At 72.7% G+C, this 24,957-nt stretch carries 32 protein-coding genes; 25 read left to right on the top strand and 7 right to left on the bottom strand.

Annotated features, from left to right (window positions below):
* Positions 1-28: 28 nt before the first annotated feature.
* Positions 29-328 carry a hypothetical protein gene (locus ACI78T_RS13165; RefSeq protein WP_456558552.1) on the top strand — a complete coding sequence of 100 codons (300 nt, stop codon included), beginning with the start codon at positions 29-31 and terminating at the stop codon, positions 326-328.
* A gap of 472 nt (positions 329-800) precedes the next feature.
* On the opposite strand, the gene ACI78T_RS13160 is transcribed toward ACI78T_RS13165, so the two are convergent.
* Positions 801-1,682, bottom strand: coding sequence for a P22 phage major capsid protein family protein (locus ACI78T_RS13160; protein ID WP_456558551.1), 882 nt, complete (start codon positions 1,680-1,682; stop codon positions 801-803).
* Between the two features lie 574 nt (positions 1,683-2,256).
* Positions 2,257-2,754, bottom strand: coding sequence for a CGNR zinc finger domain-containing protein (locus ACI78T_RS13155; protein WP_456558550.1), 498 nt, complete (start codon positions 2,752-2,754; stop codon positions 2,257-2,259).
* 43 nt (positions 2,755-2,797) lie between these two features.
* Between ACI78T_RS13155 and ACI78T_RS13150 the strand changes: the two genes are divergently transcribed.
* The gene (locus ACI78T_RS13150; protein WP_456558549.1) at positions 2,798-3,667 is read left to right on the top strand and encodes a hypothetical protein; all 870 of its coding nucleotides are present in this window, start codon (positions 2,798-2,800) and stop codon (positions 3,665-3,667) included.
* 38 nt (positions 3,668-3,705) lie between these two features.
* On the opposite strand, the gene ACI78T_RS13145 is transcribed toward ACI78T_RS13150, so the two are convergent.
* Positions 3,706-5,184, bottom strand: coding sequence for a recombinase family protein (locus ACI78T_RS13145; RefSeq protein ID WP_456558548.1), 1,479 nt, complete (start codon positions 5,182-5,184; stop codon positions 3,706-3,708).
* A gap of 50 nt (positions 5,185-5,234) precedes the next feature.
* On the opposite strand from ACI78T_RS13145, the gene ACI78T_RS13140 reads away from it, so the two are divergent.
* The 11 genes from ACI78T_RS13140 to ACI78T_RS13090 all read left to right on the top strand — a co-directional run bounded on the left by ACI78T_RS13140 (position 5,235) and on the right by ACI78T_RS13090 (position 12,290).
* Positions 5,235-5,573: a hypothetical protein gene (locus ACI78T_RS13140; protein ID WP_456558547.1), complete on the top strand. Its 339-nt coding sequence runs from the start codon at positions 5,235-5,237 to the stop codon at positions 5,571-5,573.
* The gene (locus ACI78T_RS13135) at positions 5,570-6,433 is read left to right on the top strand and encodes a type II secretion system F family protein (RefSeq protein WP_456558546.1); all 864 of its coding nucleotides are present in this window, start codon (positions 5,570-5,572) and stop codon (positions 6,431-6,433) included. The genes ACI78T_RS13140 and ACI78T_RS13135 overlap by 4 nt, the downstream gene beginning before the upstream one ends.
* On the top strand, positions 6,430-7,371 hold the full coding sequence (locus ACI78T_RS13130) for a type II secretion system F family protein (protein WP_456558545.1): 942 nt from the start codon (positions 6,430-6,432) through the stop codon (positions 7,369-7,371). Before ACI78T_RS13135 ends, ACI78T_RS13130 begins: the two co-directional genes overlap by 4 nt.
* A gap of 28 nt (positions 7,372-7,399) precedes the next feature.
* Positions 7,400-7,606: a hypothetical protein gene (locus ACI78T_RS13125; protein WP_456558544.1), complete on the top strand. Its 207-nt coding sequence runs from the start codon at positions 7,400-7,402 to the stop codon at positions 7,604-7,606.
* Positions 7,599-8,012, top strand: coding sequence for a TadE/TadG family type IV pilus assembly protein (locus ACI78T_RS13120; RefSeq protein WP_456558543.1), 414 nt, complete (start codon positions 7,599-7,601; stop codon positions 8,010-8,012). The genes ACI78T_RS13125 and ACI78T_RS13120 overlap by 8 nt, the downstream gene beginning before the upstream one ends.
* A complete protein-coding gene (locus tag ACI78T_RS13115; RefSeq protein ID WP_456558542.1) occupies positions 8,009-8,467 on the top strand; it encodes a hypothetical protein in 459 nt (152 codons plus the stop codon). Before ACI78T_RS13120 ends, ACI78T_RS13115 begins: the two co-directional genes overlap by 4 nt.
* A gap of 28 nt (positions 8,468-8,495) precedes the next feature.
* Positions 8,496-9,536, top strand: coding sequence for a hypothetical protein (locus tag ACI78T_RS13110; protein WP_456558541.1), 1,041 nt, complete (start codon positions 8,496-8,498; stop codon positions 9,534-9,536).
* A 57-nt stretch (positions 9,537-9,593) separates the two neighbouring features.
* Positions 9,594-10,001 (top strand): VOC family protein, encoded by a 408-nt coding sequence (locus ACI78T_RS13105; RefSeq protein ID WP_456558540.1) that lies wholly within the window; start codon positions 9,594-9,596, stop codon positions 9,999-10,001.
* The gene (locus ACI78T_RS13100) at positions 9,998-10,372 is read left to right on the top strand and encodes a hypothetical protein (protein WP_456558539.1); all 375 of its coding nucleotides are present in this window, start codon (positions 9,998-10,000) and stop codon (positions 10,370-10,372) included. Before ACI78T_RS13105 ends, ACI78T_RS13100 begins: the two co-directional genes overlap by 4 nt.
* A gap of 224 nt (positions 10,373-10,596) precedes the next feature.
* Positions 10,597-11,058, top strand: coding sequence for a hypothetical protein (locus tag ACI78T_RS13095; protein WP_456558538.1), 462 nt, complete (start codon positions 10,597-10,599; stop codon positions 11,056-11,058).
* Positions 11,055-12,290, top strand: coding sequence for a hypothetical protein (locus tag ACI78T_RS13090; RefSeq protein ID WP_456558537.1), 1,236 nt, complete (start codon positions 11,055-11,057; stop codon positions 12,288-12,290). The genes ACI78T_RS13095 and ACI78T_RS13090 overlap by 4 nt, the downstream gene beginning before the upstream one ends.
* Here the strand turns inward: ACI78T_RS13090 and ACI78T_RS13085 are convergent.
* Positions 12,287-13,234, bottom strand: a complete 948-nt coding sequence (locus tag ACI78T_RS13085) for a helix-turn-helix domain-containing protein (protein WP_456558536.1) — start codon at positions 13,232-13,234, stop codon at positions 12,287-12,289. The two genes, ACI78T_RS13090 and ACI78T_RS13085, sit on opposite strands and share 4 nt — an antisense overlap.
* Positions 13,235-13,457: 223 nt before the next feature.
* On the opposite strand from ACI78T_RS13085, the gene ACI78T_RS13080 reads away from it, so the two are divergent.
* Positions 13,458-14,321 (top strand): alpha/beta hydrolase, encoded by an 864-nt coding sequence (locus tag ACI78T_RS13080; protein ID WP_456558535.1) that lies wholly within the window; start codon positions 13,458-13,460, stop codon positions 14,319-14,321.
* Positions 14,318-15,109 (top strand): MBL fold metallo-hydrolase, encoded by a 792-nt coding sequence (locus ACI78T_RS13075; RefSeq protein WP_456558534.1) that lies wholly within the window; start codon positions 14,318-14,320, stop codon positions 15,107-15,109. Before ACI78T_RS13080 ends, ACI78T_RS13075 begins: the two co-directional genes overlap by 4 nt.
* A gap of 40 nt (positions 15,110-15,149) precedes the next feature.
* Here the strand turns inward: ACI78T_RS13075 and ACI78T_RS13070 are convergent, their stop codons facing one another.
* Complete coding sequence (locus ACI78T_RS13070) at positions 15,150-15,386, bottom strand: hypothetical protein (RefSeq protein ID WP_456558533.1); 237 nt, start codon at positions 15,384-15,386, stop codon at positions 15,150-15,152.
* Positions 15,387-15,444: 58 nt separating this feature from the next.
* Between ACI78T_RS13070 and cutA the strand changes: the two genes are divergently transcribed.
* On the top strand, positions 15,445-15,771 hold the full coding sequence (cutA, locus tag ACI78T_RS13065; RefSeq protein ID WP_456558532.1) for a divalent-cation tolerance protein CutA: 327 nt from the start codon (positions 15,445-15,447) through the stop codon (positions 15,769-15,771).
* A gap of 119 nt (positions 15,772-15,890) precedes the next feature.
* Positions 15,891-17,657, top strand: coding sequence for a putative bifunctional diguanylate cyclase/phosphodiesterase (locus ACI78T_RS13060; RefSeq protein WP_456558531.1), 1,767 nt, complete (start codon positions 15,891-15,893; stop codon positions 17,655-17,657).
* 8 nt (positions 17,658-17,665) lie between these two features.
* On the opposite strand, the gene ACI78T_RS13055 is transcribed toward ACI78T_RS13060, so the two are convergent.
* Entirely contained in the window at positions 17,666-17,953 is a 288-nt protein-coding gene (locus ACI78T_RS13055) for a DUF6343 family protein (RefSeq protein WP_456558530.1), read from the bottom strand.
* A 44-nt stretch (positions 17,954-17,997) separates the two neighbouring features.
* Here ACI78T_RS13055 and prfB point away from each other — a divergent pair, with 44 nt between their 5' ends.
* The 8 genes from prfB to ACI78T_RS13015 all read left to right on the top strand — a co-directional run bounded on the left by prfB (position 17,998) and on the right by ACI78T_RS13015 (position 24,625).
* Positions 17,998-19,110, top strand: coding sequence for a peptide chain release factor 2 (prfB, locus tag ACI78T_RS13050; RefSeq protein ID WP_456558529.1), 1,113 nt, complete (start codon positions 17,998-18,000; stop codon positions 19,108-19,110).
* Positions 19,111-19,195: 85 nt separating this feature from the next.
* A complete protein-coding gene (ftsE, locus tag ACI78T_RS13045; protein ID WP_456558528.1) occupies positions 19,196-19,885 on the top strand; it encodes a cell division ATP-binding protein FtsE in 690 nt (229 codons plus the stop codon).
* A gap of 57 nt (positions 19,886-19,942) precedes the next feature.
* Complete coding sequence (gene ftsX / locus ACI78T_RS13040) at positions 19,943-20,827, top strand: permease-like cell division protein FtsX (protein WP_456558527.1); 885 nt, start codon at positions 19,943-19,945, stop codon at positions 20,825-20,827.
* Positions 20,828-20,957: 130 nt separating this feature from the next.
* Positions 20,958-21,986, top strand: coding sequence for a hypothetical protein (locus tag ACI78T_RS13035; protein WP_456558526.1), 1,029 nt, complete (start codon positions 20,958-20,960; stop codon positions 21,984-21,986).
* Positions 21,987-22,044: 58 nt separating this feature from the next.
* On the top strand, positions 22,045-22,302 hold the full coding sequence (locus ACI78T_RS13030; protein WP_456558525.1) for a hypothetical protein: 258 nt from the start codon (positions 22,045-22,047) through the stop codon (positions 22,300-22,302).
* Positions 22,292-22,768, top strand: coding sequence for an SsrA-binding protein SmpB (gene smpB, locus ACI78T_RS13025; protein WP_456558524.1), 477 nt, complete (start codon positions 22,292-22,294; stop codon positions 22,766-22,768). The genes ACI78T_RS13030 and smpB overlap by 11 nt, the downstream gene beginning before the upstream one ends.
* Before the next feature lie 43 nt (positions 22,769-22,811).
* Positions 22,812-23,735, top strand: coding sequence for an NADP-dependent oxidoreductase (locus ACI78T_RS13020; RefSeq protein WP_456558523.1), 924 nt, complete (start codon positions 22,812-22,814; stop codon positions 23,733-23,735).
* Positions 23,732-24,625 carry an amidohydrolase family protein gene (locus ACI78T_RS13015; protein WP_456558522.1) on the top strand — a complete coding sequence of 298 codons (894 nt, stop codon included), beginning with the start codon at positions 23,732-23,734 and terminating at the stop codon, positions 24,623-24,625. The genes ACI78T_RS13020 and ACI78T_RS13015 overlap by 4 nt, the downstream gene beginning before the upstream one ends.
* Before the next feature lie 12 nt (positions 24,626-24,637).
* Here ACI78T_RS13015 and ACI78T_RS13010 read toward each other — a convergent pair whose 3' ends face one another.
* The gene (locus tag ACI78T_RS13010) at positions 24,638-24,925 is read right to left on the bottom strand and encodes a hypothetical protein (RefSeq protein WP_456558521.1); all 288 of its coding nucleotides are present in this window, start codon (positions 24,923-24,925) and stop codon (positions 24,638-24,640) included.
* Between the last annotated feature and the right edge of the window lie 32 nt (positions 24,926-24,957).

The following is a 24,957-nucleotide window of genomic DNA, read 5'->3' as shown; positions in this document are numbered from 1 at the left end:
CGTGGGGCCGGGTTACGAGGGCGCCGTCGTGCTGGAAAACCTCGGTGCGCTGGCCCAGGAAGGGCAGGACGAAGACCGAGGCGAGGACACGGGGGCCGGGAAGCTCCACGGTCAGGCCGGAGCCGTCGGAGTCGAGGCGGCGACGGACGGGACGGTCTCCAGGGTGCGTGCGATATCGGCCGCCATCGGCGAGTGCCGCGAGGACGTCGTGAAGGGACATAAGGAGCCGCCAAAGGAGTGGGAGAAGGCGCTAGGAGGCGAAAGCGAGGGCCGGGTGACGAGTTGGGTCACCGTGACGTTCGGCCGCGCTTCGCTGTTAGAGGGTTGAAAGGAAGAAGCTCGAGCACAGAAGGAGAGAGAAGGCTCGTAGCGTCACGGTGACCGAACTCGTCACCCGAGAGTCGATTCCTCTCCGGCGCTCGGATGACGTGCAGCAGGATCGGCGCCGTCGAGGATCGCCCGGGTCTGGCGGAGCAGGAGGTCGACTGCGGTCACCCGGGCTTCGGCGTCGGTCGGCGCGTCTGAAGCGGCGAGGGCGGTCGTCGCGCGGGCTACGCGCATGCGCCGTGCCTTAAAGGCTTCGACGCGGTGAGCGTCGCGGCAGTACCGCCGACGGCGGGAGGCGCCCTGGGGCAGAGGACCGGCGCAGTAGAGGCAGGAGCGGGCCACGGTCGGGCCTCCTTCGGTGCGTAGGGGTCACGGGTTGACGCCGAGGAACAGGCCCGCCGGAGGAACGCCGACCGTTCGGTTCCGAACAGTCGAGCGCCCGCCCGGCGGGCCTGTCTCGGGGACTAGCTAGATCAGGCGGCGGTGTCTACGCGGACCGCGCCGCCGTTGGCGACGAGGCTCACGGTCCCGTCCTCGTTGTCCACCGCGAGGGGCATCGCCTGGACGCCGAGGAAGGTCGAGACGAGACTCCGGTCGGCGGCGACGGAGGCGTCGTAGTCGCGGACGACCCGCAGGGCGAAGCCGTTCTCGCTCACGCTGGCGCCGTTGGCAGCGCCCTCCGGCACGCGCGGTGCCCGGACGACGAGGGCGAAGGCGTTCTTCACATAGCCGACGACCTCGGTCGGCGCGAGGCGGGTGGATTCGACGACCTGGAAGCCGCGCACCATGCCGTCGGCGTCAAAGGTTCCGGCCGGACCGTCCAGGAGGTCGGCGTAGACGCTCGACCCGACGGCGGCCAGAAGCGGAGTCTCGGCGGAGACGCCGTTCTCGCGGAGGGTCCGGCGCATCGCCGTGAACGCCTTCGCCGGAGTGGCGACGGCGTAGGTGATCGCGGCGGTCTCCGGAGTCGACTTCATCGCGGCAGCAACCCGGCGCTCGACGTCCTTCACGATCGCGCCCATCTGGGGGGCGAGGACCTGGCGGGCAAAGTCCTCGATCCCGAGGGAGAGATCTCCGTCGGAGAGGGCGACCGCGGTGTACGCGTGGTCCGTGAGCGTCACGGGGATGCTTTGCTCGGCGATCTCGTCGAGGACGAGAGGGGTCGCCTTGTCGAAGATGCCGCGAGTCTGGGCGGCGACGGCGCCGGGCACGCGGACCGAGACGGTTGCGCCCCGGCCCTCGACGAAGTCGGCCTCGTAGTCGCGGTGAATGGTCCCGGCGAGGTTCAGGTCGGCCCCGACGAGGGCGATCGCGACACGGGCGATGTGGTCAGGGGTGAGGAAGGCGTGAGCCATGACGAAGCTCCGTAGGAGGGAAGCGCCGAGAAGCGGCGCGAGCGGCTGAAGGGGAGGTCCGCGTCTCGCGGCCGGCGGAGGTCACGTCGCGTCCTGCGCGGCGGTCCTGCCGGGGTCGGGGAAGGGGAGGGCGGGCCTGCCGCCGGGATGGTGCGCCGCGGCCTAGGAGCGCTGCTCCGTCGCGGTAAACGTGAGGGTGTCGACCTGGACCCGGCGGCTCGCGTGACAAGCGCTCTGCCGGGGTTGCAGTGGTAAGGAGCGCCCTCGTGGCGAGGACAAATCCGCTGCGACCGGGCGCCGGGGCCAGGCCGACTCTTCGCGCCTCCCTCCCGCCGAAGCGGGACTCCTGGTCGGGGACGCGAAGCGAGGTCGGCGCCGCGGGAAAGGCGGCGCCGAAGTTTGGGAGGGAGGCGGCCGAAGGGCCGGTCGCCTCGAAGATCGGAGGGCGCGCCCCGTCCCGCCGTGGTCAGCGGAATGGGGGCGCGGGGCGCGGTCTCACGGCCGCATGCCCTCCCAAGCGACGACCGGAGGCTCGCGCCTTCCTCTACTAGTGCCGTTTCGGGGTCACGGCGTCTCAGAGTGCGGGCGGGAAGTCGTGCAGGGCCTCCGGGTGGACGTCGGCGATCCATCGTGCCGCGAGGTCGCGATCACGGGAGACGCGAGGGCGCGTGTCGTCGTCGAAGACGTAGCCGGTCGGCGGGATCTCGCCGCGACCGCCTATGTAGCGCTCGCGCAGGGTGAGCCGGGGAAGTCCGTCGGCCGCGCGTACCTCGTTGAGGTCCTGGAGGAAGACGTCGGAGTCTGAGGCGGCGATGCGCCGGGCGCGCATCGCGGCGGCGTAGCGGGCACGACGGCCGGCGACGGCGCGGGCGACCACGTCGTCAGCGGCGTGGACATGCGGCCGCGGAATCAAGGCGGCGCGAGCCAAGGCCCGGTCGACGCGACGCCGGGCGACCTTGGCGGCCTGCTGGCAGCGGGTCGAGCAGTAGCGGGGGCGGCGCCCCTTGCCGCCGTAAACGATCCGCTCGGAGCAGTCGGGAGCGGCGCAGGGGTTCGGAAGGAGGGTCAGCATCGGGAGGAGGGCCTTCGGCGCGGGGAGGGGGAGGGCGCCCGCCGTGCGTGGGACCGGCGACCGCAAGACCGAGGTCTCGCGGTCGGAGTGGGCCAAGAGGCCTTTCGCTGCTCGGATCGCTACGGTCGTGGCGATGGTCACGGATGGTGACGGCCTAGATGCCGCAGATCTGATCACGCGGTACGAGGACGTCCTCCGCGGCTTGATTCGCAGGCTCTTGGGCGATGGGTGGCACGCCGGAACAGGGGTTGACCTGGAGAGGCTGGCGGAGAAGCGAGACACGGAGCGCGGCTTCCGCCGCGGCGTCGTTGTGCCAGAAGACTTGCTGGTCTACACGGAGCACCGGGACCTAGTGAAGGTGGTCAACAAGCGGTGGGACCAGTTCGCTGGGGTGCTCGGGGACAAGAAGCGCTGGACCGTCTACTCAGAGCGCATAGCGGCGATGCGCAATGCGCCGATGCACGGGCGGCGACTACTTCCCTTCGAGCGTCACCTATTGGCAGGCATGACAGGGGAGATTGGGAACGTCGTGGCGCAGCACCGCAGCAGCCAAGGGCCGGACAGTCAGTGGTACCCGGTCGTGGAGTCGGTGACGGACTCCTTCGGTAACGAGATTGTCGGTATGCGGAAGGTGGGTACCCGCCTCACCGTCGGGGCGATCGTTAGCTTTCGCTGTATCGGGCGGGACCCGCAGGATCGCCGCTTGATTTGGACGCTTAGGACCCTCCGCGAAGCCGCGGTGCTCGACGAAGCCGTCGGGGCAGACGTCGAGTTGACGTGGACAGTGCGATCGGCGGACGTGTCAGAGAGCACGACGCTCGGCATATGGATGCGTAGCGACGGCGAGTTCCACCGCCTGGGGGAAATCGACGAGACAGTGTTCTTCGATTACCCCGTTAGCCCGCCCGTCTAAATGCACGTCTACCGGGAAGCGCCGGACGCCGGGAGAGGTCAGGGAGCGTTGTAGTCCTCCGGTTCGCCGTCGCGCCACAAGAGATCCACGCGTGAGCTGTCCAGCCCCCGGCGGCCTCGCTGGCCCTTCCTGACGACAACCGCGTGCAGCGCCGAAGAGAGGAGGGCGCGGCGGGCCTGGACGTCTTCATCGGTGGCCCAGACCTCGGCGATCTTAAGGCCCGTGGGGACGTACTCCAGGCGAGGCGGGGCGGCGGCTTCGGCTCGAAGCTCGCGGACGCGGTCGCGGAGCGCGCGGCGCTGAACGAAGAGCGTCTCCTCCTCGTCGTCGAGGAGGTCCGGGTCACCGAGGCGGGCCGAAACCTCGGCGAGCGCCCGCTCGGCCTCCACAAGGGCCACGGCGGGGGCTTCGACCTCGACCGGCTCCAGAGCTTCCACGCGTCCGAACGTTCCGAGGAAGGCGTCCGCGACGAACTCCTCCAGACGCTCCGCCGTAACGCTCACGCCGCCGCAGGGGCGGCCGTTCGACTTCGCCGAACAGGCGTAGGTGCAAACGCCCGACCCGGTCGTCCGAACGTAGAGCGGGCCGTCGCAGTCGGCGCAAGTGGCGAGGCCCGAAAGGAGCCTTGAGCGAGCGCCTCGGCGGCGCTGACCCGCGGGCCGGCGGGCCTCGCTTCGCGCCTCCAGGGCCGCGCGCACGGAGTGCCAAAGGTCGAGCGGGAGGACTGGCTCCCAGACCTGGAGCGGCAGGCCGTCCTCTCCGCGAAGGACCTGGCCCGAGTGCCGGACACGGCCGACGATCGCCTCGCCTGTGAGGGCCTGCTGAAGGGCGGTGATGCTCCAGGTGGCCGCACGCCGAGGACGGAAGGAGGTCGAGTTCATCCAGGCCGTGACGGCGTAGACGGAGGCGCCCGTGACGATCCGCTCCGCCGCTTCTCTCAGAATTTCTGCCTCGGCGGGGTTCGGTACGAGGACCCGCCCCCGCCCTTCCGGGTTGGGCTCGGAGCGGTAGCCGCTGGGGACGTTGCCGCCGGAGTAGCGGCCGGAGCGGCGAAGCTCGGCGATAGAGGAACGGACCCGGAGTCGCGTGTTCTCCCGCTCCTGCCGAGCGACGCCCGCGAGGACTCCGGCGATGATCTCGAAAGAACTCTCGCCGGAGCGGAGACCGTCTTCCTTCGCGATGAACATGGCAGGGGCGGCGTTGCCGTTGCGCGCGGCCTCCGCGCGCTTGTCCAGGACTTCGAGGAGGCGGGCCACCGCGCCGAGGCCTTGGCGACTCCAGCGGTCGAACTTCCATACCGCCAGGACGTCGGCCTGCCCATCGGCGAGCATGGCGAGGGCGGCGTTCGCCTTGTCGCGTTCCTTCCCGCCTGATTGACCGTCGTCCTTCAGCACCTCGGCCACTTCCCAGCCCTCCCGGGCTGCCAGGGCGCGGAGGTCCTGCTCTTGACGCTGGATGCTGGTCGAGTCCTCCTTCGTGACGGAGAGGCGGCAATAGAGGACGGCCCGAAGTGGCATGCCATCAAGGTACGGCGTCATACGTCATTAGCTGATCCGGCCTGCCGGGCATGTGCACGCTGCACGCCAACGGCGCCCGCGAGGCCGTGGTGAAGATGTGCACCCTGCCCCTGCTCGCGGGAGAAAACATCGGCACGGCCTTCGTCGTCCCGACCGTGGCGGCCAGCATCGACCTCGTCGTGCACGTCGGCACCGACGCGGACGGCCGCCGGCGGGTCCGCGAGATCGTGGCGCTGCCCGGCCGGGCGGAGAACGGCGTCATCGAGACCGCCGACGTCTTCACCACGCGGGACGGGCGGCTCGTGCGGGCCGACGGCTACCCGCCGCACGCCGACCGGTTCGCCGCCGCCGGCTTCGACCTGCCGGCGCTGCTCGGGGACCGGGCGTGACGGAGTCCGGCGCGCTGCTGGGGCTCCTCCTCGGCGTCGGCCTCCTGCTGATCTGGCGCAGCGGTCCGCGGGCACCCCAGCCGAGGACGGCACCCCGGCGCCCCGGCCGCCGGCAGCTGCTGCTGGCCGAGGCGGGTCTGACCGGCATCAACGCGGCGCAGCTCCTGGCCCTGCAGGTCGGACTGGGGCTGCTCGTGCTGGTCGCCGTCCTGCTCACGACGAGCACGGTGACGGTCAGCCTGGTGTTCGGGCTGTTCGGTTTCGCTCTGCCCCACGCCCAGGTGCGCCGGCTCGCCGCCCGCCGGAAGTCCGACCTGCGCGAGGTCTGGCCGGAGGTCGTCGACAACCTGGCCTCCGCCGTGCGCGCGGGCATGTCGCTGCCCGAGGCGCTGGCGGCGCTGTCCAGCCGCGGGCCCGAGGTGCTGCGGCCACCGTTCGCCCGGTTCGCCGCCGAGTACCGGTCCACCGGCCGGTTCAGCGCCTGCCTCGACCGGCTCAAGGACGACCTGGCCGACCCGGTCGGCGACCGCATCGTGGAGACGCTCCGGGTCGCGCGCGAGGTCGGCGGCACCGACCTCGGCCGGGTCCTGCGCACCCTGGCCACGTTCCTGCGCGAGGACGCCCGCGCCCGCGCGGAGCTGGAGACCCGGCAGGGATGGGTGGTCTCCGCCGCCCGCCTCGCGGTGGCCGCCCCGTGGGTCGTCCTGCTCCTGCTCGCCACCCAGTCGACGACGCTCGCCGCCTACGACTCCACGCTCGGCACGGCGATCCTGCTGGTCGGCGGGGGCGTCTGCGTCGTCGCCTACCGGTTGATGCTGCGGATCGGGCGGCTGCCCGAGGACGTGCGGGTGCTGCAGTGAGCGCGGGTCTGACGGGGATGCTGCTCGGGCTGATGGCCGCGGTCGGGCTGGTGCTCGTGGTGAGCTTCGCGCCACCGTTCCGGTCGGTGCGGCTGGTCGACCGCCTCGCGCCCTACGTGCACGACACCCCGCCGCCGTCGCGACTGCTGGGCACCGCGACCGAGCCCGGGCTGCTCACCGCCGTCCGGCGGGTGTTCGGCCCGGTCGTGGGCGACGGCGCGCGGTTGGTGGACCGGCTGCTCGGGGGTCGGGTGGCGGTCCGCCGCCGGCTCGACGCGCTGGCTGCCGAGACGACGGTCGAGGACTTCCGCGTCGAGCAGGTCGTCTGGGGTGGGCTGGGGCTGCTGGGTGCGGCGGTCGTGGCCGCGGTCGGGTCGGTCGCCGCCGGTGGGCTCAACGTGCTGTCGGCCGGGCTGCTCTGCGTCGCCGGCCTGCTGTGCGGCGTCCTGGGTCGGGACTGGTGGCTGACCCAGCAGGTGCAGCGGCGCGAGGAGCTGCTGCTCGCCGAGTTCCCGGTCGTCGCGGAGCTGCTGGCCCTGGCCGTGACGGCGGGGGAGAGCCCGACCGCGGCCATCGCCCGGGTCACGCGCCTCTCGGGTGGCGAGCTGGCACGGGAACTCGATGCGGCACTGGGCCGCGCCCGGTCCGGCGTCCCGCTGGTCGACGCGCTGCAGGAGGTTGCCGACCGCACCTCGCTCGACCCGCTCGCCCGGTTCATCGACGGGCTGCTCGTCGCCATCGAGCGCGGCACCCCGCTGGCCGAGGTGCTGCGCGCCCAGGCCGCGGACGTCCGCGAGGCCGGCAAGCGCCGGCTGCTCGAGGCCGGTGGCCGGAAGGAGATCGCCATGATGGTGCCGGTCGTCTTCCTCGTGCTGCCGGTCACCGTTCTCTTCGCCCTGTTCCCGGGGCTGATCAGCATCGTCTCGCTGGCGCGGTGAGCCCGTGGGACACGAGGAAAGGACGACCATGCGCGTTCTCGCGTACCTGACCGCCGCCAGGGCGGCCTTCGCCGCGCGCGTGCGCGGCGACGATCCCGAGCGGGGCGACGTCCCCGGCTGGGTGATGATCACCGTGATGACGGCGGCCCTCGTGCTGGCCATCCTCATCCCGTTCCGCGAGGCCATCGTGGACGCGGTGACCAACGCCCTCACGTCCGTCACGAGCGGTGGCTAGCCGGCCGGTTCGCGCTGAGGACGACGGCGAGCGGGGCAGCGCCGTCGTCGACTTCGTCATGGTGTCGATGCTGATCGTCGCCCTGCTGCTTGCGGTGCTCCAGGTCGCCGTCTACGTGCACGTGCGCAACGTGGTGACGGCGAGCGCGCAGGCCGGCGCCCGCTATGCGGCGAACGCGGACGTGGACTCGGCAGCCGGCGCGCCCCGGACCGTCGAGGTGGTGGCGCGGGCGACCTCGGAGCAGACCGCCGAGGGGCTGGTGTGCACGTCGGGCGAGGAGACCGACGCCACCGGGCTGACGCTGGTGGTCGTGCGCTGCACCGGCCCGGTGCCTTCGCTGCTGTCGGCGCTGGGGAACCTGCTGCCGCTGGAGGTCACCGGACGCGCGGTCAAGGAGGCCGCGTGACCTGGCTGCGCCGCCGGCCGGCCGGCGACGAGGGCTCGGCGCTCGTGGAGTTCGTCTTCATCGCGCTGGTGGTCTTCGTGCCGCTCATCTACATCGTCGCCGGGTTCTCCGCGGTTCAACGCGGCGTCTTCGCCTCGACCGCGGCCGCGCGGGAGGCCGGGCGCGCGATCGCGACGGCACCGGACCCGGTCACCGGGCAGGAGCGCGCGCTGCGCGCGGCGCAGCTCGCGGTGGAGGACCAGTCGGTGGACGCCACCGACGTACGGCTGGCCTTCGCGCCGGCCGGCGCGGACTGCGCGGCAGCTGGGAGCTACTCGCCGACGCTGGCGCCGGGGGAGGAGTTCTCCGTCTGCGTCACCGTGACCGTGCGGATCCCGCTGCTGCCGGAGTTCGTCGACGCCAACACCGCCACCGGCCAATTCGTGGTCGAGCGCGACCGCTACGTCGACGGCTGAGCCGCCGTCCGGCTGCGAGAATGCGGCGATGGGGAGGTGGAGCACACGCCGCACCGGCGGTGCGCTGCTCGGCCTCCTGGTGCTCGCCGTCCTCGCGGTCGCGCTCGTCGTCGGGGAGCCGTCCGGCGGGGCGGCGGACCGACGGTCCGAGGCGGCCGACGTCGCCACCCGGGACGAGTCCGGCGCCCTGCCGGGCCTGCCGCAGATCGGGTCCACGGCGGAGGAAGAGCCCCCACCCGAGGTCGCCGCCGAATCGCCGTACGCGGGCGTCGGCACCTGGCTGTCCCGGTACCGGATCACGCGCGAGTTCGCCGGGGGTGTGCCACCCGTGACGCCTGCCGACGTCGACGCGATGGCCGACGCCGGCGTCGAGACCCTCTACCTCCAGCCGGCGGCCGACGACCCCCGCTACCCGGGGCTGCTGAGCGAGGACCTCCTCGCGGACTTCCTCCAGCGGGCGCACGCCCGGGACATGCGCGTGGTGGCCTGGTACCTGCCGCGCTTCGGCGACATCGAGGGCGACCTGCGGCGGCTGCAGCAGATCGCCGACTTCCGCGCCGGCGATCGCGGCTTCGACGCCGTCGCGATCGACATCGAGTTCACCGAGGCGGTCGAGCTCGCGCTCCGGAACAGCGCGCTGATCGAGCTGTCCCAGCGGCTCCGGGCTGCGCTGCCCGACGTCGAGCTCGGGGCCGTCGTCCTGCCGCCCGTCGTGACCGACGTGCTGAACACCGCCTACTGGCCCGACTTCCCGTGGCAGGAGCTGGAGGGCCTCTACGACGTCTGGCTGCCCATGGCCTACTGGTCGGACCGCTCGGAGGAGGGGTTCACCGACCCGTACGAGTACGTCAGCCAGAACATCGAGCGGGTGCGCGACCACCTCGGCGACCCGTGCGCGGTGGTCTCGGTGGCGGGCGGTTACGACGCGCAGGAGACGGCCGAGGACTACGCGGCGATGGTGCGCGCGGCGATCGAGCAGCGCGCGATCGGCGTCTCCGTGTGGGACTGGCCGACCACGCCGCCCAGCGTCTGGCCGGCTATGCAGGGGTACGACGTCGAGGGCTGCTGAACCAGCGCCGTTCCCGCTACCTTCGCCTCCTCACCGCCGAGCACGAAGGAGCTCGCCATGGCCTCTCGACTCAACCCCTACCTCGCCTTCGCGGGCAACGCCCGGCAGGCCATGGAGTTCTACCGCGACGTGTTCGGCGGCGAGCTGGCCGTCGACACCTACGGCGCCAGCGGGATGGCTGCGCCCGGAGACGAGGACAAGGTCATGCACGCCCAGCTCGAGACGGCCGCCGGCTACACGCTGATGGCCTCCGACGCCCCGGCCGGCATGGAGACCAGGGGTGGCAGCGACATCTCCGTCAGCCTCAGCGGGGACGACGCCGACCTGCGCGGCTACTTCGAGAAGCTCTCCACCGGTGGGTCGGTCACCATGCCGCTGGAGAAGCAGGTGTGGGGCGACGAGTTCGGCATGTGCGTCGACCCGTTCGGCATCCAGTGGATGGTCAACATCAGCGCGACCGCATGAACCCGGACGTCGCCGCGCTGGTCGCCGCCGGCGAGCCCGGCCCCGACAACCCGGTCACCGTCGCGGCGGTCTTCTGGACGGCGGTGACCGAGCCCGGCGGACCCGACCTCGAGATCCTCGGGCTCGTCGTCACGCCGGAGAGCTGGCGGTGGTGGGGCGCCTTCGACCGCGCGGCCGCGCTCCTCCCCGCGTGCGGCATGGCCCACGAGGTCCTGCCCGCGCTGGACGACCCCGAAGTCGCGTACCTCGGTTTCCGCTCCGAGTCGGACGACGTCGTGGCGACGCTGGTCCGCCGTCCCCGGCTCGGGGGCTGGCGGGTGCACGCGCTGGGAGAGCCGGTACGACCGGAGCACGTCCCGCACGACCGGTGAACGGTGGCCTGGCTCCGCGGCGGCACTTCGGGGCCGAGACGCCCAACGGGAGAGTGGTGGTCGGCGCGCAGGTGTCGGGTCACCTCCGACTCCCGCCTGGCAGCGTGTCCCGCGGAAACGGAAAACGTGGGGGGCAGTAACTACCGGTCATGACTCGACGGTTGCGTTCGCCCGGTCGGGTGACCCGCGTTGGGGGGGCCGTCGCGGCCCCTTACGTTGCGTCCGTGCTCCTCGGCCGGCTGCGCCTGGTGGGCCTGCTGGCGCTCCTGGCGGGTCCCGTGGTCGGCTGTACGGGGTCCTTGGACGAGGGGTCGACGGCTCAGCCGGCGAACGTGGCGGTCCCCTCGTACGAGCCGGCTGAGACCGCTCCCGAGTACTGCAGTTCCCTCGCCGACAGCAGCCACCTCACCGAGGTGCCGGTCGCCATGGGGGTGCTCGCCGGCGAGCGGGGAGACGTGGGGGCCGAGTTGGACCTCACCGGCGCGATCGACGAGCTGCGCACCGTTCAGGAACAGGTCCGGGACGCCGGTGGATCCCTCCGGCTCGAGGCGGCGATCGACGACCTGGTCGAGTCCCTCACCGCCGCCCGCGATCGAGGCGTGACGAGCGCCATGCGCGACGACGTCAGCACCGCGCTGGACGACCTGGGTCGGCTGGTCCAGCCCGCCTGCAGGTTCCCGTCGTGAGGCGGCTGCCGACGCTCGTGTGCGGCGTCCTGGTCCTGGGTGGCGTGTCCGCGTCTCCCGCCGCCGCCGGACCGGCGCCCGAGCTCTGCGCGCTCGACACCGCCCGTGGTGGGGTGCCCGACGAGTTCGTGGTCGACGCCTGTGCCGACGCCGGCGCTCTGACCGTGCGCAACGACCAGGACTTCCCGGTCGTCGCCACACGGAGCGGGGACCTCGGCGCGCCCGTCACCGTGCGCGCCGACGACTCGGCCGCGGCCGAGGTGCTCCGGCGGGTCGCCGGAACGGACACCCTGCTGATGCCGGGTGACGTGGTCCGCTGGCCGCTCGGCGCCGGACCCGCGGAACTCGTCGTCGGCCTGCTGCCGGATGGCGCCACGCCCGCCGTCGTGGAGGCTCTGGACACCTTCCTGGTTGCCGTGTCGAAGAGCGGTGCAGACGGGTCGGACACCGGTGACGACGGGTCGGACGACACCGCCGACGAGTCGGAGACGGACGCGTCGTACGCCGCTTACGCCGAGATTGCGAGCACCACGGCGGCCGGTGTGGGAGAGCGGGCGGACTGCATCGAGAGGAAGAACTTCCTCCGGGTCGCGGCCTGCGACGTCGTCACCTCGATGGCGATCAGCACCGCGGTCTTCTCGCGCCTCCCGCGCAGCACCGCAGCCGACGTCCTCCCGCTGCTCGACGACCCCCGTGACTGGGCCGACTGGCAGGCGGCCGCGAGCGCGGACGCCCAGGTTCTCGAGGGACGTGAGCTGCGGCTGACGCTGACGGCTTTCGGGGTGCCGGGCCCGAACCAGGTGTTCATCGCCCCCTCCGCCTTCTCGACCGGCGGAGGCACAGCGAGATCGCCCTGGTCGACGACGGCAGACGCGGCGGCGGGGCAGCAGGCGGTCCCGGCAGTCGCTCAGTCGGCTCCGGTCAGGGCCGGCTCGCCGGCGGCTCCCACGACCGTTGCGGTGTCGGCGCCGGCGAGGCCGGCTCCCGCGAGACCGGCGCCGGCCCCGCCCACACCCACCCCGGCTCCGGCGCAGCCCGCGCCGACCCCGGCCAAGCCGGCGCCGACTCCGGCGAAGCCCACGCCGACTCCGGCGAAGCCCACGCCGACCCCGGCCAGCCCCACGCCCGCCCCGCCGCGGGACGACGACCGGGGGTACGGGCACGGCGACAACGGCAACGGGCACGGGCACGGCGACAACGGCAACGGGCGCGGCGGCCGCGGGCACCGCTAGCGCGTCAGCTGCTGCCACTCCCGGGGCGAGAGGCCGTACGCGGCCCGGAACCGGCGCGCGAAGTGGCTCGGGTCGGAGAACCCGCATCCGCGTGCCGTGGTCGCGATCGGCCGGCGTCGTCCCGCGGCGGAGGCCAGCTCCGCTCGGGCCAGCTCCAGCCGCTCGGAGATCAGCCATTGCTCGAGGCTGATGCCGGCCTCGGCGCAGGCCTTGTACAGCTGCCGGACCGACACGTTGTGCACCGCGGCGATGCGCTCCGGCCCCAGATCGGTCTCGGTGAGGTGCTCGCGAGCCCAGGCGAGCGCGCGGGTGAGGAGCGTCTCCGCGCGCACCTCGCCGGCCAACCGTTCGTCGTCGGCCGCCGAGACGAGCAGTGCGCGGACCAGCTCGATCGTCGCGGTGCCCAGCGCGGTGGCGCCGGGATCGGTCGCCAGCCGGTCCGCGGCCGAAGCCAGCCGGACCAGGTGGTCCCTGACCAGGTGGTGCAGCGGGCTCGCGGCCAGCCGCGGCGCGGCCCTCCGGACGACGTCCTGGGGAAGCGCCAGGCGCCCGTACGGGATCTGGAAGGCGCGCGAGCCGCCGGTGTCCACCCACGAGAACTCGTACGGCGCGGTCAGGTCGCTGACCATGAGCGACCCCGCGGGGACCAGGGCCTCCGCGTCGAACTGGCGGAACCGGCCCACGCCGCTGGACTGGACGGCCAGCGCCACGACCGGAGGGCTCTCCATGCGCAGGTGCCGGGCGGTGCGCACCAGCCGGAAGCCCGAGGCGTCCGTGCTGAACAGGTTCGCCTGGCCGAAATGCCACAGGTGCATCCGGGAGCGCACGTGGGCGTCGGGTCCGAGGTGCTCGATGCGGCAGGGGACCGAGGCCTGGTCGAAGGCCGCGCGGAAGGCGGCCACGCGGTGCTCGGGCGCGACGGTCGCGGTGTCGAGCAGTTGCATCGGCATCTCCCGCGGAGGTCGTGGCTGCAGGCCCGGCTGAGGTGCGCACAGGGTGGCAGAGCGCGACGGCCCGGGGAACCGGCCGGCTCGTGCACATGTCGTGCACGCAGATACCGGAGGTGTGCGCGCACAGCCGATGCGCCGGCCGTGCGCGATGCCAGGGTCGGCGAATCGGATGGCCCGGCAACTAATCCAGGGTCACGGAGCTGACGAGAGGTACGAGATGACCGACATCCCCACCCCGCGGCCTGCCGACGCGCCCGCGCCCGGTGGACCGGACACGATCGTCCTGGTCCACGGCTTCTGGGTCACGCCCCGCAGCTGGGAGGAGTGGAAGGCCCACTACGAGGCGAAGGGCTACCGGGTCCTCGCGCCCGCCTACCCCGGCTTCGAGGTGGAGGTCGAGGCGCTCAACGCCGACCCGACGCCGATCGCCGAACTCACGCTGACGCCGATCGTCGACACCTACGCGGCGGTCATCGAGCAGCTGGACCAGCCGCCGATCATCATCGGCCACTCCGCCGGGGGCACGATCACGCAGCTCCTGCTCGACCGCGGGCTGGGTGCCGTCGGCGTCGCCCTGTGCTCCGCGCCGACGGAGGGGGTGCGCGTGCTCCCGCTCTCCCAGCTCAAGTCCACGTTCACGGCGTTCAAGAACCCGGCCAACCGGCACCGGGCCGTGCCGCTGAGCGAGGAGCAGTGGCACTACGCCTTCACGAACACGTGGAACGAGGAGGACTCCCGGCGGCTGTACCAGCGCTACCACGTGCCGGCGTCCGGCCGGATCCTGTGGAGCGGGGTGCTGGCCAACTTCATGCCGGGCCCCCAGGAGGCCCACGTGGACTACGCCAAGCCGGACCGCGCGCCGCTGCTGTTCGTCTCGGCCGGCGAGGACCACATCATGCCGCCGAGCGTGCAGAAGTCGAACGCCAAGCACTACACGACGGGCGTCGTCGAGCGGCTGGAGTACCCCGGGTACGCGCACCTCCTGCCCGCCCAGGAGGGCTGGCAGGAGATCGCCGACGTCGTCCTGCGCTGGGCGGTCGACCACGCCGCCGCGCCGCGGGAGGCGGCCGGTCGGCAGTGAAGGGAGTCCGCCTCACCCACGTCGGCGGCCCGACCGTGCTCGTCGAGGTCGGGGGCTGGCGGCTCCTGGTCGACCCCACGTTCGACGCCCCCGGCCGGAGGTACGCCTTCGGCTGGGGGACGTCGTCCCGCAAGGTGACCGGACCGGCGCTCCCAGCCGCCGACGTCCTCCCCGTCGACGTCGTCCTGCTCAGCCACGACCACCACGCCGACAACCTCGACGACGCCGGTCGCGCGCTCCTGCCGTCCGCGGGCGCGGTCGTGACCACCGCGGTCGGTGCCCGCCGGCTGGGCGGCGCGGCACGGGGGCTGCGGGCGTGGGGGACGACGGAGCTCTCCGCGCCGGGGAAGCCGACCATCGAGGTGACCGCCACCCCGGCCCGGCACGGTCCGCCGCTGAGCCGCCCGGTGGCCGGGGCCGTCGTCGGCTTCGCGCTGCGGTGGGACGGCCAGGACGACGGGGTGCTCTGGATCTCGGGGGACACCGTGCTGTTCGCCGGGCTCCGCGAGGTGGCCGAGCGGCTCGAGGTCGACACCGCGCTGCTGCACCTGGGCGGCGTGCGCTTCCCGGTCACCGGGCCGCTGCGCTACTCGATGACCGCGCGCCAGGCGGTCGAGGTGTGCCGGCTGGTCCGGCCGCGCACCGCGATCCCGGTCCACTACGAGGGCTGGTCGCACTTCCGGCAGGGCCGCGACGCGATCGAGCAGGAGTTCGCGCGTGCCCCGGCCGACGTCCGTGACCGGCTGCGCTGGCTGCCGCTGGGGGTCTCCGTGGAGCCGGCGACCTGAACAGGTGGGTGCGCCCGCCGGCGCACCCACCTGCCGTCGGTCAGGCGCCGCGCTCGATCTCGGCCTGCGTGACCCCGCGCAGGGCGGTCAGCAGCGCCTCGTCGGAGGTGTCCCCGCGGTCGAGCGCCTCGCGGGCCGGCGCGGGCAGGAGGTCGAGGTCGACGGTCTCGAGCCAGGCGACGTCCTCACCGTTGCGGCGGCCCACCTGCAGTCCGTCGCCGTCCTGGCGGATGACGTAGTGCTCGCTGTCGATCTGGATCGTCATGTCGTCGCTCATGCCGGGCCCCTACCCGCGCCGGCGGCGCTTGCACGCCCCGGTCCACCAGGATGACGACGTGGACGAGGAGTGCTGCGAGGTCGTGGTCACCGCGGCCGACGCCGAGTGGCTGGCCGGTTTCACCCGGACCCTGGTCGAGGAGCGGCTGGCCGCCTGCGGGCACGTGCTGGGTGCGATCCGGTCGGTGTACCGCTGGCAGGGCGCCGTCCACGACGAGCCGGAGGCCCGCGTCGCGCTGCACACGCGCCGGTCGCTCGTCGACGCCGTCGTCGCCCGGACGGCGGAGCTGCACCCCTACGACGTGCCGTGCGTCATCGCCCTGCCCCTGGTCGGGGGGAGCGCCGCCTACCTCGGCTGGGTGCTCGACCAGACGCGGGACGCCTGACCGCGTCCTCCCTCGAAGGGGGCGGTACGACCTCCCCGGGCTGTGGTCTGGGTCTCGCCTGCCGATGGGAAGAGGGAGAGGGACGCCGACGGGGGCGCCCCGCTGCGATGGGGGGTGACGTGCGCACGGACCACGAAGGCACCACGGACCCTGCCGGCACGCCCTCCGGACGGGACGCCGAGGTCGACGCCGTCCTCGTGCACGCGGTGCTCGACGCGCTGCCCTCGCCCACCGTCCTGCTGGACCCGGGCGGCCTCATCGTCATGACCAACGGCGAGTGGACGCGCGCCGGCAAGGAGCACGGGAACCACATCCTGCCGGGCGCCGACTACTACGCGGCCGCGACGGCCGTGCACGGCGACGCCGAGGGGCGGGCCCTCGTCACCTCGCTGCGCGCGCTGGCCCGCGGCGAGTGCGCTGCCGTGTCGGTGGACCGCCAGGTGCCCAGCCCCAGCGACCAGCGGCCGCGCTGGTACCACATCCAGGCATCCCGGGTGGGCGGCCGCGGTCACGTCGTCGTCACCCACACGGACGTGACGGCCCGCGTGCTGGCCGAGCGGACCTCGGCCTGGCGGGCGCGGCACGACCACCTGACCGACCTGCCCAACCGGGCGTACCTGCACGAGCTCATCGACGAGGAGCTGCAGCGGCCCGACGGTGCGCCGGTCTCGGTCCTGTTCCTCGACGTCGACGGCTTCAAGGACGTCAACGACTCCCTCGGCCACGACGTCGGCGACGACCTGCTGCGTCAGCTGGCGACGCGGCTGTCGGCGTGCTCGCGTACCGGCGACACGGTCGGGCGCCTCGGCGGCGACGAGTTCGTCGTCATCGGCCGGGACTGCGACGCCGACGGCGCCCAGGTGCTCGCCCAGCGGTTCCGGGACACGTTCGCCAGACCCTTCGAGCTCGCCGGCCGCACGGCGCGGCTGACCGCCAGCATCGGCGTCGCCACCGCCGCGGGCCCCGGCTCCGACGTGCGCTCGACCGACCTCGTCCGCGACGCCGACCTGGCGATGTACGCGGCCAAGGCGGCCGGCCGCAACCGCATCGAGGTCTTCACCACCGAGCTGCGCGAGGCGGCGGAGCATCGGGCGACCCTGGCTGCCGAGCTGGTGCGCGCCATCGAGCAGGACGAGCTCGTCCTGCACTACCAGCCCGTCATCTCGCTGCCGTCGCGGAAGTGCACCGGCGTGGAGGCGCTGGTCCGCTGGCAGCACCCCCGGCGCGGGCTGCTGTACCCGGGCGACTTCCTGCCGACGGCGCGGCAGCACGACCTGATGACGCCGCTCGCCCGCTGGGTCCTGGCGGAGGCGGCCCGGCAGAACGCGGCTTGGCGGGACGCCGGCCGGCAGCTCCTGGTCGGCGTGAACATCAACGCCACGCACTTCTCCTCCGGCACCCTCGTCGACGACGTCATGGGTGCCCTCGCCGAGGCGGGCCTGGACGCGGCCCAGCTGGTCGTCGAGCTGACCGAGACCTCCGTGGCCGACGACCCCGAGCGGGCGGCGGCGCAGTTCGCCGAGCTGCGCCTGCGCGGCGTCGAGGTCTCCATCGACGACTTCGGGAGCGGGTACTCGTCGCTCGGCCAGCTGGTCACCATCCCGTGCGGCATCCTCAAGATCGACCGCAGCCTGATCGCCTTCCCGGAGGGCCGCCGCCAGCAGACCGCCGCGGCCATCGCCGCCGTCGTCGCGCTGGGGCAGGCCTGCGGCATCCGCAGCCTCGCCGAGGGCGTGGAGACGGCGGAGCAGCTGGAGCTGGCCGTGGAACTCGGCTGCAGCTACGCGCAGGGCTACCACATCGCGCGACCCATGCCGGCCGCCGAGGTGCTGTCGTGGACGGCCGCATGGGAGGCCTCGCTCCACACGGCCGTCATCAGCGCCTGACCGGCGCCTCAGCCGGGTTCGCCGCGCGCCTTGCGCCGGAGGATCACCACGACGTCGACCACCGCGACGACGCCGAGGACGAGCAGCGCCACCCCCGGCCAGGCCGGCAGGTCCGTCGCCAGCCAGGCGAACCCGCCGCCGAAGCAGACCACGACCCCGAAGAGCGCCAGCACCAGCCGCAGGGTGAGGGCCGAGCGGGCAGGCGACGCCCCACCGATGCCCGCGGTGGGGTCGTGGTAGCCGGGCAGCCCCTGCTCGTACTCCGCCCGGCTGCGCTCGCGGCGTCGTCCCGTCATGCGGTCGGGGTACCCGTGGCGGGGGCGCACTACCCTGGCTAGACGTGGCTGCCGACTTCTCCGTCGTACTCGACGAGCTCAACACGACCCTGAAGTCGATCGAGGCCGTGCTGCGCGTCGACGACATGCGCAACGAGATCGCCGACCTGGAGCAGCAGGCCGCCGCGCCCGACCTCTGGAACGACGTCGAGGCCGCCCAGGCGCTGACCTCGCGCCTGTCCTTCCTGCAGGGCACGCTGCGCCGGGTCGAGGAGCTCCGCAGCCGGCTCGACGACGTCGCCGTCCTCCGGGAGCTGGCCGAGGAGGAGGGCGACGAGGGCACCGTCGCCGAGACCGAGCGCGAGCTCGCCAGCATCCGCACCGTGATCGACGAGCTCGAGGTCCGCACGCTGCTCAACGGCGAGTACGACTCCCGCGAGGCGTTGGTGACCATCCGCTCGGAGGCCGGTGGCGTCGACGCCGCGGACTTCGCCGAGATGCTCATGCGCATGTACCTGCGCTGGGCGGAGCGGCACAAGTACCCGACCGAGGTCTACGACGTCAGCTACGCGGAGGAGGCCGGCATCAAGTCGGCCACCTTCGCCGTCAAGGTCCCGTACGCCTACGGCACGTTGTCGGTGGAGCAGGGCACGCACCGGCTGGTCCGCATCTCGCCGTTCGACAACCAGGGCCGTCGCCAGACGTCGTTCGCCGGCGTCGAGGTGCTGCCGGTGGTCGAGCAGACCGACCACGTGGACATCCCCGAGAACGAGATCCGGGTCGACGTCTTCCGCTCGTCGGGCCCCGGCGGCCAGAGCGTCAACACCACCGACTCCGCCGTCCGGATGACCCACATCCCGACCGGCATCGTGGTGTCCTGCCAGAACGAGAAGAGCCAGATCCAGAACCGCGCCGCCGCCCTGCGGGTGCTCCAGGCCCGGCTCCTCGTCGTCCGCCAGCAGGAGCAGAAGGCGGAGATGGACGCGCTCAAGGGGGAGGGCAGCAGCTGGGGCAACCAGATGCGCTCCTACGTGCTGCACCCGTACCAGATGGTCAAGGACCTGCGGACCGAGCAGGAGACCGGGAACACCGCCTCCGTGCTCGACGGCGACATCGACGCCTTCATCGAGGCGGGCATCCGGTGGCGCCGTCAGCAGGAGACCGTCGACGCCGGCTAGGCCCGCGCGGGGCGGTCGAACGAGTCCCGCGAGTTCCGTGGCGAAGGAGGCATCCGCACAGCCGGGGCAGGTACCGTGGCGCCTCGTGATCGAATTGCAACACGTCACCAAGCTCTACCCGGCCAGCGGCCGGCCGGCCCTCGACGACGTGTCCACCGAGATCGACAAGGGCGAGTTCGTCTTCCTCATCGGGTCCTCCGGTTCGGGGAAGTCGACGTTCCTCCGGCTGCTGCTGAAGGAGGACACCCCGACCTCGGGCACGATCAGCGTGAACGGCAAGGTCCTGAACACGATGAGCAAGTGGCAGGTGCCGAAGCTGCGCCGGACCATGGGCTGCGTCTTCCAGGACTTCCGGCTGCTCCGCGACCGCACCGTGGCCCAGAACGTGGCCTTCGCGCTGGAGGTCATCAACAAGCCCCAGCGCACCATCAAGCGGGTCGTGCCCGAGGTGCTGGAGATGGTCGGCCTCGAGGGCAAGGCCAACCGGCTGCCCAGCGAGCTCTCCGGTGGTGAGCAGCAGCGGGTGGCCATCGCCCGCGCGTTCGTCAACCGGCCCCTGGTGCTGCTGGCCGACGAGCCGACCGGCAACCTCGACCCCGAGACCAGCGAGGGCATCATGCTGCTGCTCGAGCGGATCAACCGGACCGGCACCACGGTGATCATGGCGACGCACGACTACCACATCGTCGACTCGATGCGCCGCCGCGTCATCGAGCTCAACGGGGGAGTCCTGACCCGCGACCAGTCGCGCGGCGTGTACGGCGTCGGCCGCTAGCCCCGCGGCCGCCGAGTCCCGAACCGCCCGACTGCCGAACTCCACGACAGGGAATCCATGCGCGTCAACTTCGTCCTCTCCGAGGTGGCCACCGGGCTTCGTCGCAACCTGACCATGACGGTCGCGATGATCCTGACGACCGCCATCTCCCTCGGACTCATGGGCACCGGGCTGCTGATCGCCGGGATGATCTCCGACATGAAGGAGATCTACTACGACAAGGTGCAGGTCTCCATCTTCCTGGCCGACGACGTGACCGAGGAGCAGCGCGCGGCCATCGAGTCGGAGCTGGACTCCTCGCCCGAGGTGAAGAGCTTCATCTACGAGTCCAAGGAAGAGGCCTTCGAGCGCTTCCAGCAGCAGTTCAGCCAGCAGCCCGAGCTGGTGGAGAACACCCCGGCCGACGCGCTGCCGGAGAGCTTCCGCGTGGAGCTGGTGAACCCCGAGCGCTACTCGGTCATCGCCGCCGAGTTCCCCAGCGGCGAGAACGGGGTGGACCAGGTCCGCGACGAGGGCGACTTCCTCGACCGCCTGTTCAGCCTGCTCAACGGCGCCCGGAACGCGACGATCGCCGTGGCGGTGGTCCAGGCGCTGGCGGCGCTGCTGCTGATCTCGAACACCATCCAGCTGGCCGCGTTCAACCGCCGCAACGAGACCAACATCATGCGGCTGGTGGGCGCCTCGCGCTGGTACACCCAGCTGCCGTTCATCCTCGAGGCCGCGATCGCCGGGCTCATCGGTGGTCTGCTGGCGGCCGGCGGGCTGATCCTCACCAAGGTGCTGTTCGTCGACCGCACCCTGGCCGGGCCGATCAAGGCCGGGATCATCCCGCAGGTGGAGTGGAGCGCGATCATCTCCAACAGCCTGATCATCTCGGGGGTGGGCGTCGGTCTGGCCGCCGTCGCCGCCTACGTGACGCTGCGCCTGTACGTCCGGCTGTAGCCGAGCAGCACCCCTGACGAGATCTGCACACTGGCCCCCATCAGCCCGCTGATGGGGGCCGGTGTGCAGATCTCGCCGTTGCGGGAGAGTCTCCGGGGATAGGGCGGGCGCCGACGAGGGGAGAGCCGCCGTGGCCGCAGGGATGAGCGACATCCGCACCCAGATCCTGGCCGGCGCGGCCGACGTCGACGCCGGCCGCGCCGACGTCCGGCCCGTGCTCCGCGCCCTGGGCGTCACCGGGCTGCTGGCGGACGACGACGGCGAGGCGGACGGCGGCCTGCTCGCCGCGGTGCGCATGGTCCGCCGGATCGCCGCCGACAGCCTCGCCTCGGCATTCGCCGTCTGGTCGCAGCGGATGGTGCTCGAGTACCTCCGGTCCGCCCCACCCTCGGTGGACGTCCGGGCGCTCCAGGACGCGCTGCGGTCGGGCGAGGTCACGGGCGCGACCGCCCTTGCTCCCGCGATCGCCGACCTCGCCGGACGGGGCGAGCTGCCCGTCGTGGCCGAGTCCGACGGGGACGGCTGGCTGCTCTCCGGCACCATCTCCTGGGCCTCGAACCTCTTCGACGACGCCGTCGTGGTCACCCCCGCCCGGACGCCGCAGCAGGGCCGGGTGGTGGTGTCCTTCCGGCTCACCGACGCCGGGGTCGACCTCCGCCCCGCCCCGGAGCTCCTCGGGCTGAACGGGACGGGCACGCGCGGCCTCGAGCTGCACCGGGTCGCCGTCCCGCGCGGAGCCGTGCTCAGCGACGACCTGGCCGACTTCATGGCGCTGTGCCGCCCGCCGATGCTCCTGATGCAGGCGGCGCTGGCCGTCGGGCTGGCCGACGGCTCGCTGGACGCCTCGCGCGCGCACCTGACCGGGGTCGACGCGGTGCTCCGGAGCGACCACGAGGACCTCGGGCGACGACGGGACGACGTCGTCATCGCCCTCGAGGACCAGGCCGGCTCGCGGACCGGCACGGGGCGTGCCCACCTCGCGCGCACCCGCCTGGACGCGATCGCCGTCGCCACGGACGCGGTGGCCCTGGAGACGGCGGTCTGCGGCGGCGCCGGTTACCGGGCCGGCAGCCCGACCGCCCGGCGGGTGCGCGAGGCGGCGTTCCTGCCCGTGCAGGCCCCGACGCTCGGCCAGCTCCGGCACGACGCCGCCGGCTGACCGGATCGTGCGCCGCGGATGACCCCGCGGAGGGTCCCGCGGGTCCACGCTGCACGGCATGAACGGACATGGGGTGCGGCACCACCCGAGCACCGAGGTGGGGCTGCCCGAGGTGGTCGGGTTCGTGATCGGCGCCGGGGCCATGGCGACGGCGATGGCCGCCCTGGAGGCGAGCCTGTCGGGCAGCGACAGGGCGAGGCGGATCGCCCGGGACGGCATCCGCGCCGAGCTGTCCCGGATGGCGGCGGAGCGGGCGTCCACCTCGACGTCGGGGTCGCGGGCGGGCCCGACGGTAACCTGGAGGCATGCCGCGTGAGACCGGGCGCAAGCTCATCGCCCAGAACAAGAAGGCGCGGCACGACTACTCGATCCTCGACACCTACGAGGTCGGCCTCTCGCTGACCGGTACCGAGGTGAAGAGCCTCCGTGCCGGCCGTGCCTCGCTCGTCGACGGGTTCGCCTCGATCGACGACGGCGAGGTGTGGCTGCAGCACGTGCACATCCCGGAGTACGTGCAGGGCACGTGGACCAACCACGCCCCGCGCCGCAAGCGCAAGGTGCTGATGCACCGCGCCGAGATCGACAAGCTGATCGGCAAGATCAAGGAGGGCGGCCTGACCCTGGTGCCGCTCGACCTGTACTTCAAGGACGGCAAGGTCAAGGCCACCCTGGCGCTGGCCAAGGGCAAGAAGTCCTACGACAAGCGCCAGGACCTCGCCGAGCGCGACTCCCGCCGTGAGATGCAGAAGGCGTTCGGCCGGTACGTCAAGGGTCGCCGCTGACCGCACCGCGCAGCGGTCCGACCGCGCGCATACGGTGGCGGTCATGCGCGGCATGGCCTACGACCGGTTCGGCGACGACGACGTCCTGTCCCTCCGGGACGACCTCCCCGACCCGCCGGTGGGGCCCGACACCGTGCTCGTGCGGGTGCACGCCGCGGGCGTGAACCCGGTCGATCTCGGGATCCGCGCCGGCAACCTGCGCAGCTTCTACCCCCACCACTTCCCGATCGTGCCCGGCTGGGACGTCGCCGGCGTCGTCGAGGCGGTGGGCCCGGCCGTGGTCACCTTCTCCCCGGGTGACGAGGTGTTCGGCTCCGTCCGCCGGGACGAGGTCCAGTGGGGGACGGCGGCAGAGCTGGTGCCCGCACCGCAGCGCTGCCTCTGGCACAAGCCGAGCTCGCTGTCGTTCGCCGAGGCCGGTGCCCTGCCGCTGGCCGGGCTGACCGCGTACCAGGCGCTGACCGAGGCCCTCGACGTGAGCGAGGGCGACCGCGTCCTCGTGCACCGCGCGGCGGGCGGGGTCGGCTTCAACGCCGTGCAGATCGCCGTGGCGCTGGGGGCGCACGTCATCGGGACGGCGAGCCCGCGCAACCACGGCTTCCTGCGCGACGCCGGTGCCGCGGAGGTGCTCGACTACTCCGCCGGGCCGATCAGCGAGCAGCTGTCCGAGCCGGTGGACGCCGTCCTGGACCTGGTCGGCGGCGACACCCTGGCCGACGCCCCGAAGCAGGTCCGCGACGTCTCCCGCATCGTGTCCGTGGTCGACCCGTCCGTCAACGACATGGGTGGGCGCTACGTCTTCGTCCGGCCCGAGCAGCACGACCTGGAGGAGCTCGGCCGCATGGCCGACGCCGGCCAGCTGCGGGTGCCGATCGCGAAGGCGTTCCCGCTCGCGGACCTGGTCGCGGCGCACCGCATGGTCGGCGAGGGGCACGTGCGCGGCAAGGTCGTCATCACCCTCCGATGACGACTCCGCCGGTCGACGACGCCGACGTCCCGCGGTACTGGCGGGAGCTGGGTCTGCCGGGGCTGGTGGACGTGCACGTCCACTTCCTGCCCGACCGGGTGCAGGCCAAGGTGTGGGAGTACTTCGAGGCGGCAGGGACGCACTACGGCGCCGAGTGGCCGGTGGCCTACGCGTTGCCCGTGGAGGAGCGGCTGGCGATCCTCGACCGGCTGGGCGTGCGGGCCTTCCCGACCCTGCCGTACCCGCACAAGCCGGGGATGGCCGCCTGGCTGAACGAGTGGTCGGCCGGGTTCGCCGCCGGGCACCCGCAGGTGCTGCAGTCGGCGACCTTCTACCCGGAGCCGGAGGCGACGGCGTACGTCGACGACGCCCTCGGGGCCGGTGCGCGGGTGTTCAAGGTCCACGTGCAGGTGGGCTCGTTCGATCCGCGTGACCCCCTGCTGGACGGCGTGTGGCAGCGGCTGGAGGACACGGGCACGCCGGTGGTCATCCACTGCGGGTCGGGGCCGCTGGCCGGGGAGCACACCGGGCCGGAGCCGATGAGCGGGCTGCTCGAGCGGTTCCCGCGGCTCCGGCTGGTGATCGCGCACCTGGGCATGCCCGAGTACCGCGAGTTCCTCGACCTCGCCGAGCGCTACGAGCGGGTGCACCTGGACACCACGATGTTCGCCACCGACTTCACCGAGCGCCTGATGCCCTTCGACCCGGCCGACCGCCCGCGGCTGGCCGCGCTGCGCGACAAGGTGCTGCTCGGCAGCGACTTCCCGTCGATCCCGTACGCGTACGCGCACCAGCTCCAGGCGCTGCACCGGCTGGAGCTGGGGGAGGAGTGGCTGCGCGCCGTCCTCTGGCAGAACGGCGCCCGCCTGTTCGCCTTGGACGGGCGCTGACCCCTGCCCTCATCAGGTGCGGGCTCGGCGGATCTTCTTCTCGAGGGTCCGCTTCCTCCGGTGGAGCCGCCACCAGGTCCACGTGCCGGAGGCGTGCGTCCTGCCGAGCTGCTCGACGCTCGGCAGGCCCTCGGCAGCGAGTCGCCGGTCGATCTCCGCGGCGTCCTGCTCACGGTGGTCGTGCACCACCGCGCCGGCGGCGCGGATGCGGCGCGATGCCAACGGATGGGCGGAGATGCGCGCCTCGACCTCGCGGAGCTCCTCCTCGAGGTAGCTCACGTCCTTCTTCCGACCGATCACGGCGCCTCCCCGAGACTCTCGCGAGGCCGGCC

It is taken from the genome of Blastococcus sp. SYSU D00922 (genome assembly GCF_054050495.1).
Note: the sequence above shows the minus strand (reverse complement) of the source record. Positions and strands in the feature narration are given on the sequence as shown.

Bases quoted from the DNA above. Each gene is read 5' to 3' on its own strand.
- ACI78T_RS13110 (WP_456558541.1), top strand. From the start codon at position 8,496: ATGGGGAGGTGGAGCACACGCCGCACCGGCGGTGCGCTGCTCGGCCTC.
- ACI78T_RS13160 (WP_456558551.1), bottom strand. From the start codon at position 1,682: ATGGCTCACGCCTTCCTCACCCCTGACCACATCGCCCGTGTCGCGATC.
- ACI78T_RS13020 (WP_456558523.1), top strand. From the start codon at position 22,812: ATGCGCGGCATGGCCTACGACCGGTTCGGCGACGACGACGTCCTGTCC.
- ACI78T_RS13030 (WP_456558525.1), top strand. From the start codon at position 22,045: ATGAACGGACATGGGGTGCGGCACCACCCGAGCACCGAGGTGGGGCTG.
- smpB (WP_456558524.1), top strand. From the start codon at position 22,292: ATGCCGCGTGAGACCGGGCGCAAGCTCATCGCCCAGAACAAGAAGGCG.
- ACI78T_RS13155 (WP_456558550.1), bottom strand. From the start codon at position 2,754: ATGCTGACCCTCCTTCCGAACCCCTGCGCCGCTCCCGACTGCTCCGAG.
- ACI78T_RS13080 (WP_456558535.1), top strand. From the start codon at position 13,458: ATGACCGACATCCCCACCCCGCGGCCTGCCGACGCGCCCGCGCCCGGT.
- ACI78T_RS13105 (WP_456558540.1), top strand. From the start codon at position 9,594: ATGGCCTCTCGACTCAACCCCTACCTCGCCTTCGCGGGCAACGCCCGG.
- ACI78T_RS13070 (WP_456558533.1), bottom strand. From the start codon at position 15,386: ATGAGCGACGACATGACGATCCAGATCGACAGCGAGCACTACGTCATC.
- ftsX (WP_456558527.1), top strand. From the start codon at position 19,943: ATGCGCGTCAACTTCGTCCTCTCCGAGGTGGCCACCGGGCTTCGTCGC.
- ACI78T_RS13055 (WP_456558530.1), bottom strand. From the start codon at position 17,953: ATGACGGGACGACGCCGCGAGCGCAGCCGGGCGGAGTACGAGCAGGGG.
- ACI78T_RS13145 (WP_456558548.1), bottom strand. From the start codon at position 5,184: ATGCCACTTCGGGCCGTCCTCTATTGCCGCCTCTCCGTCACGAAGGAG.
- ACI78T_RS13015 (WP_456558522.1), top strand. From the start codon at position 23,732: ATGACGACTCCGCCGGTCGACGACGCCGACGTCCCGCGGTACTGGCGG.
- ACI78T_RS13125 (WP_456558544.1), top strand. From the start codon at position 7,400: ATGCGCGTTCTCGCGTACCTGACCGCCGCCAGGGCGGCCTTCGCCGCG.
- ACI78T_RS13140 (WP_456558547.1), top strand. From the start codon at position 5,235: ATGTGCACGCTGCACGCCAACGGCGCCCGCGAGGCCGTGGTGAAGATG.
- ACI78T_RS13085 (WP_456558536.1), bottom strand. From the start codon at position 13,234: ATGCAACTGCTCGACACCGCGACCGTCGCGCCCGAGCACCGCGTGGCC.
- ACI78T_RS13100 (WP_456558539.1), top strand. From the start codon at position 9,998: ATGAACCCGGACGTCGCCGCGCTGGTCGCCGCCGGCGAGCCCGGCCCC.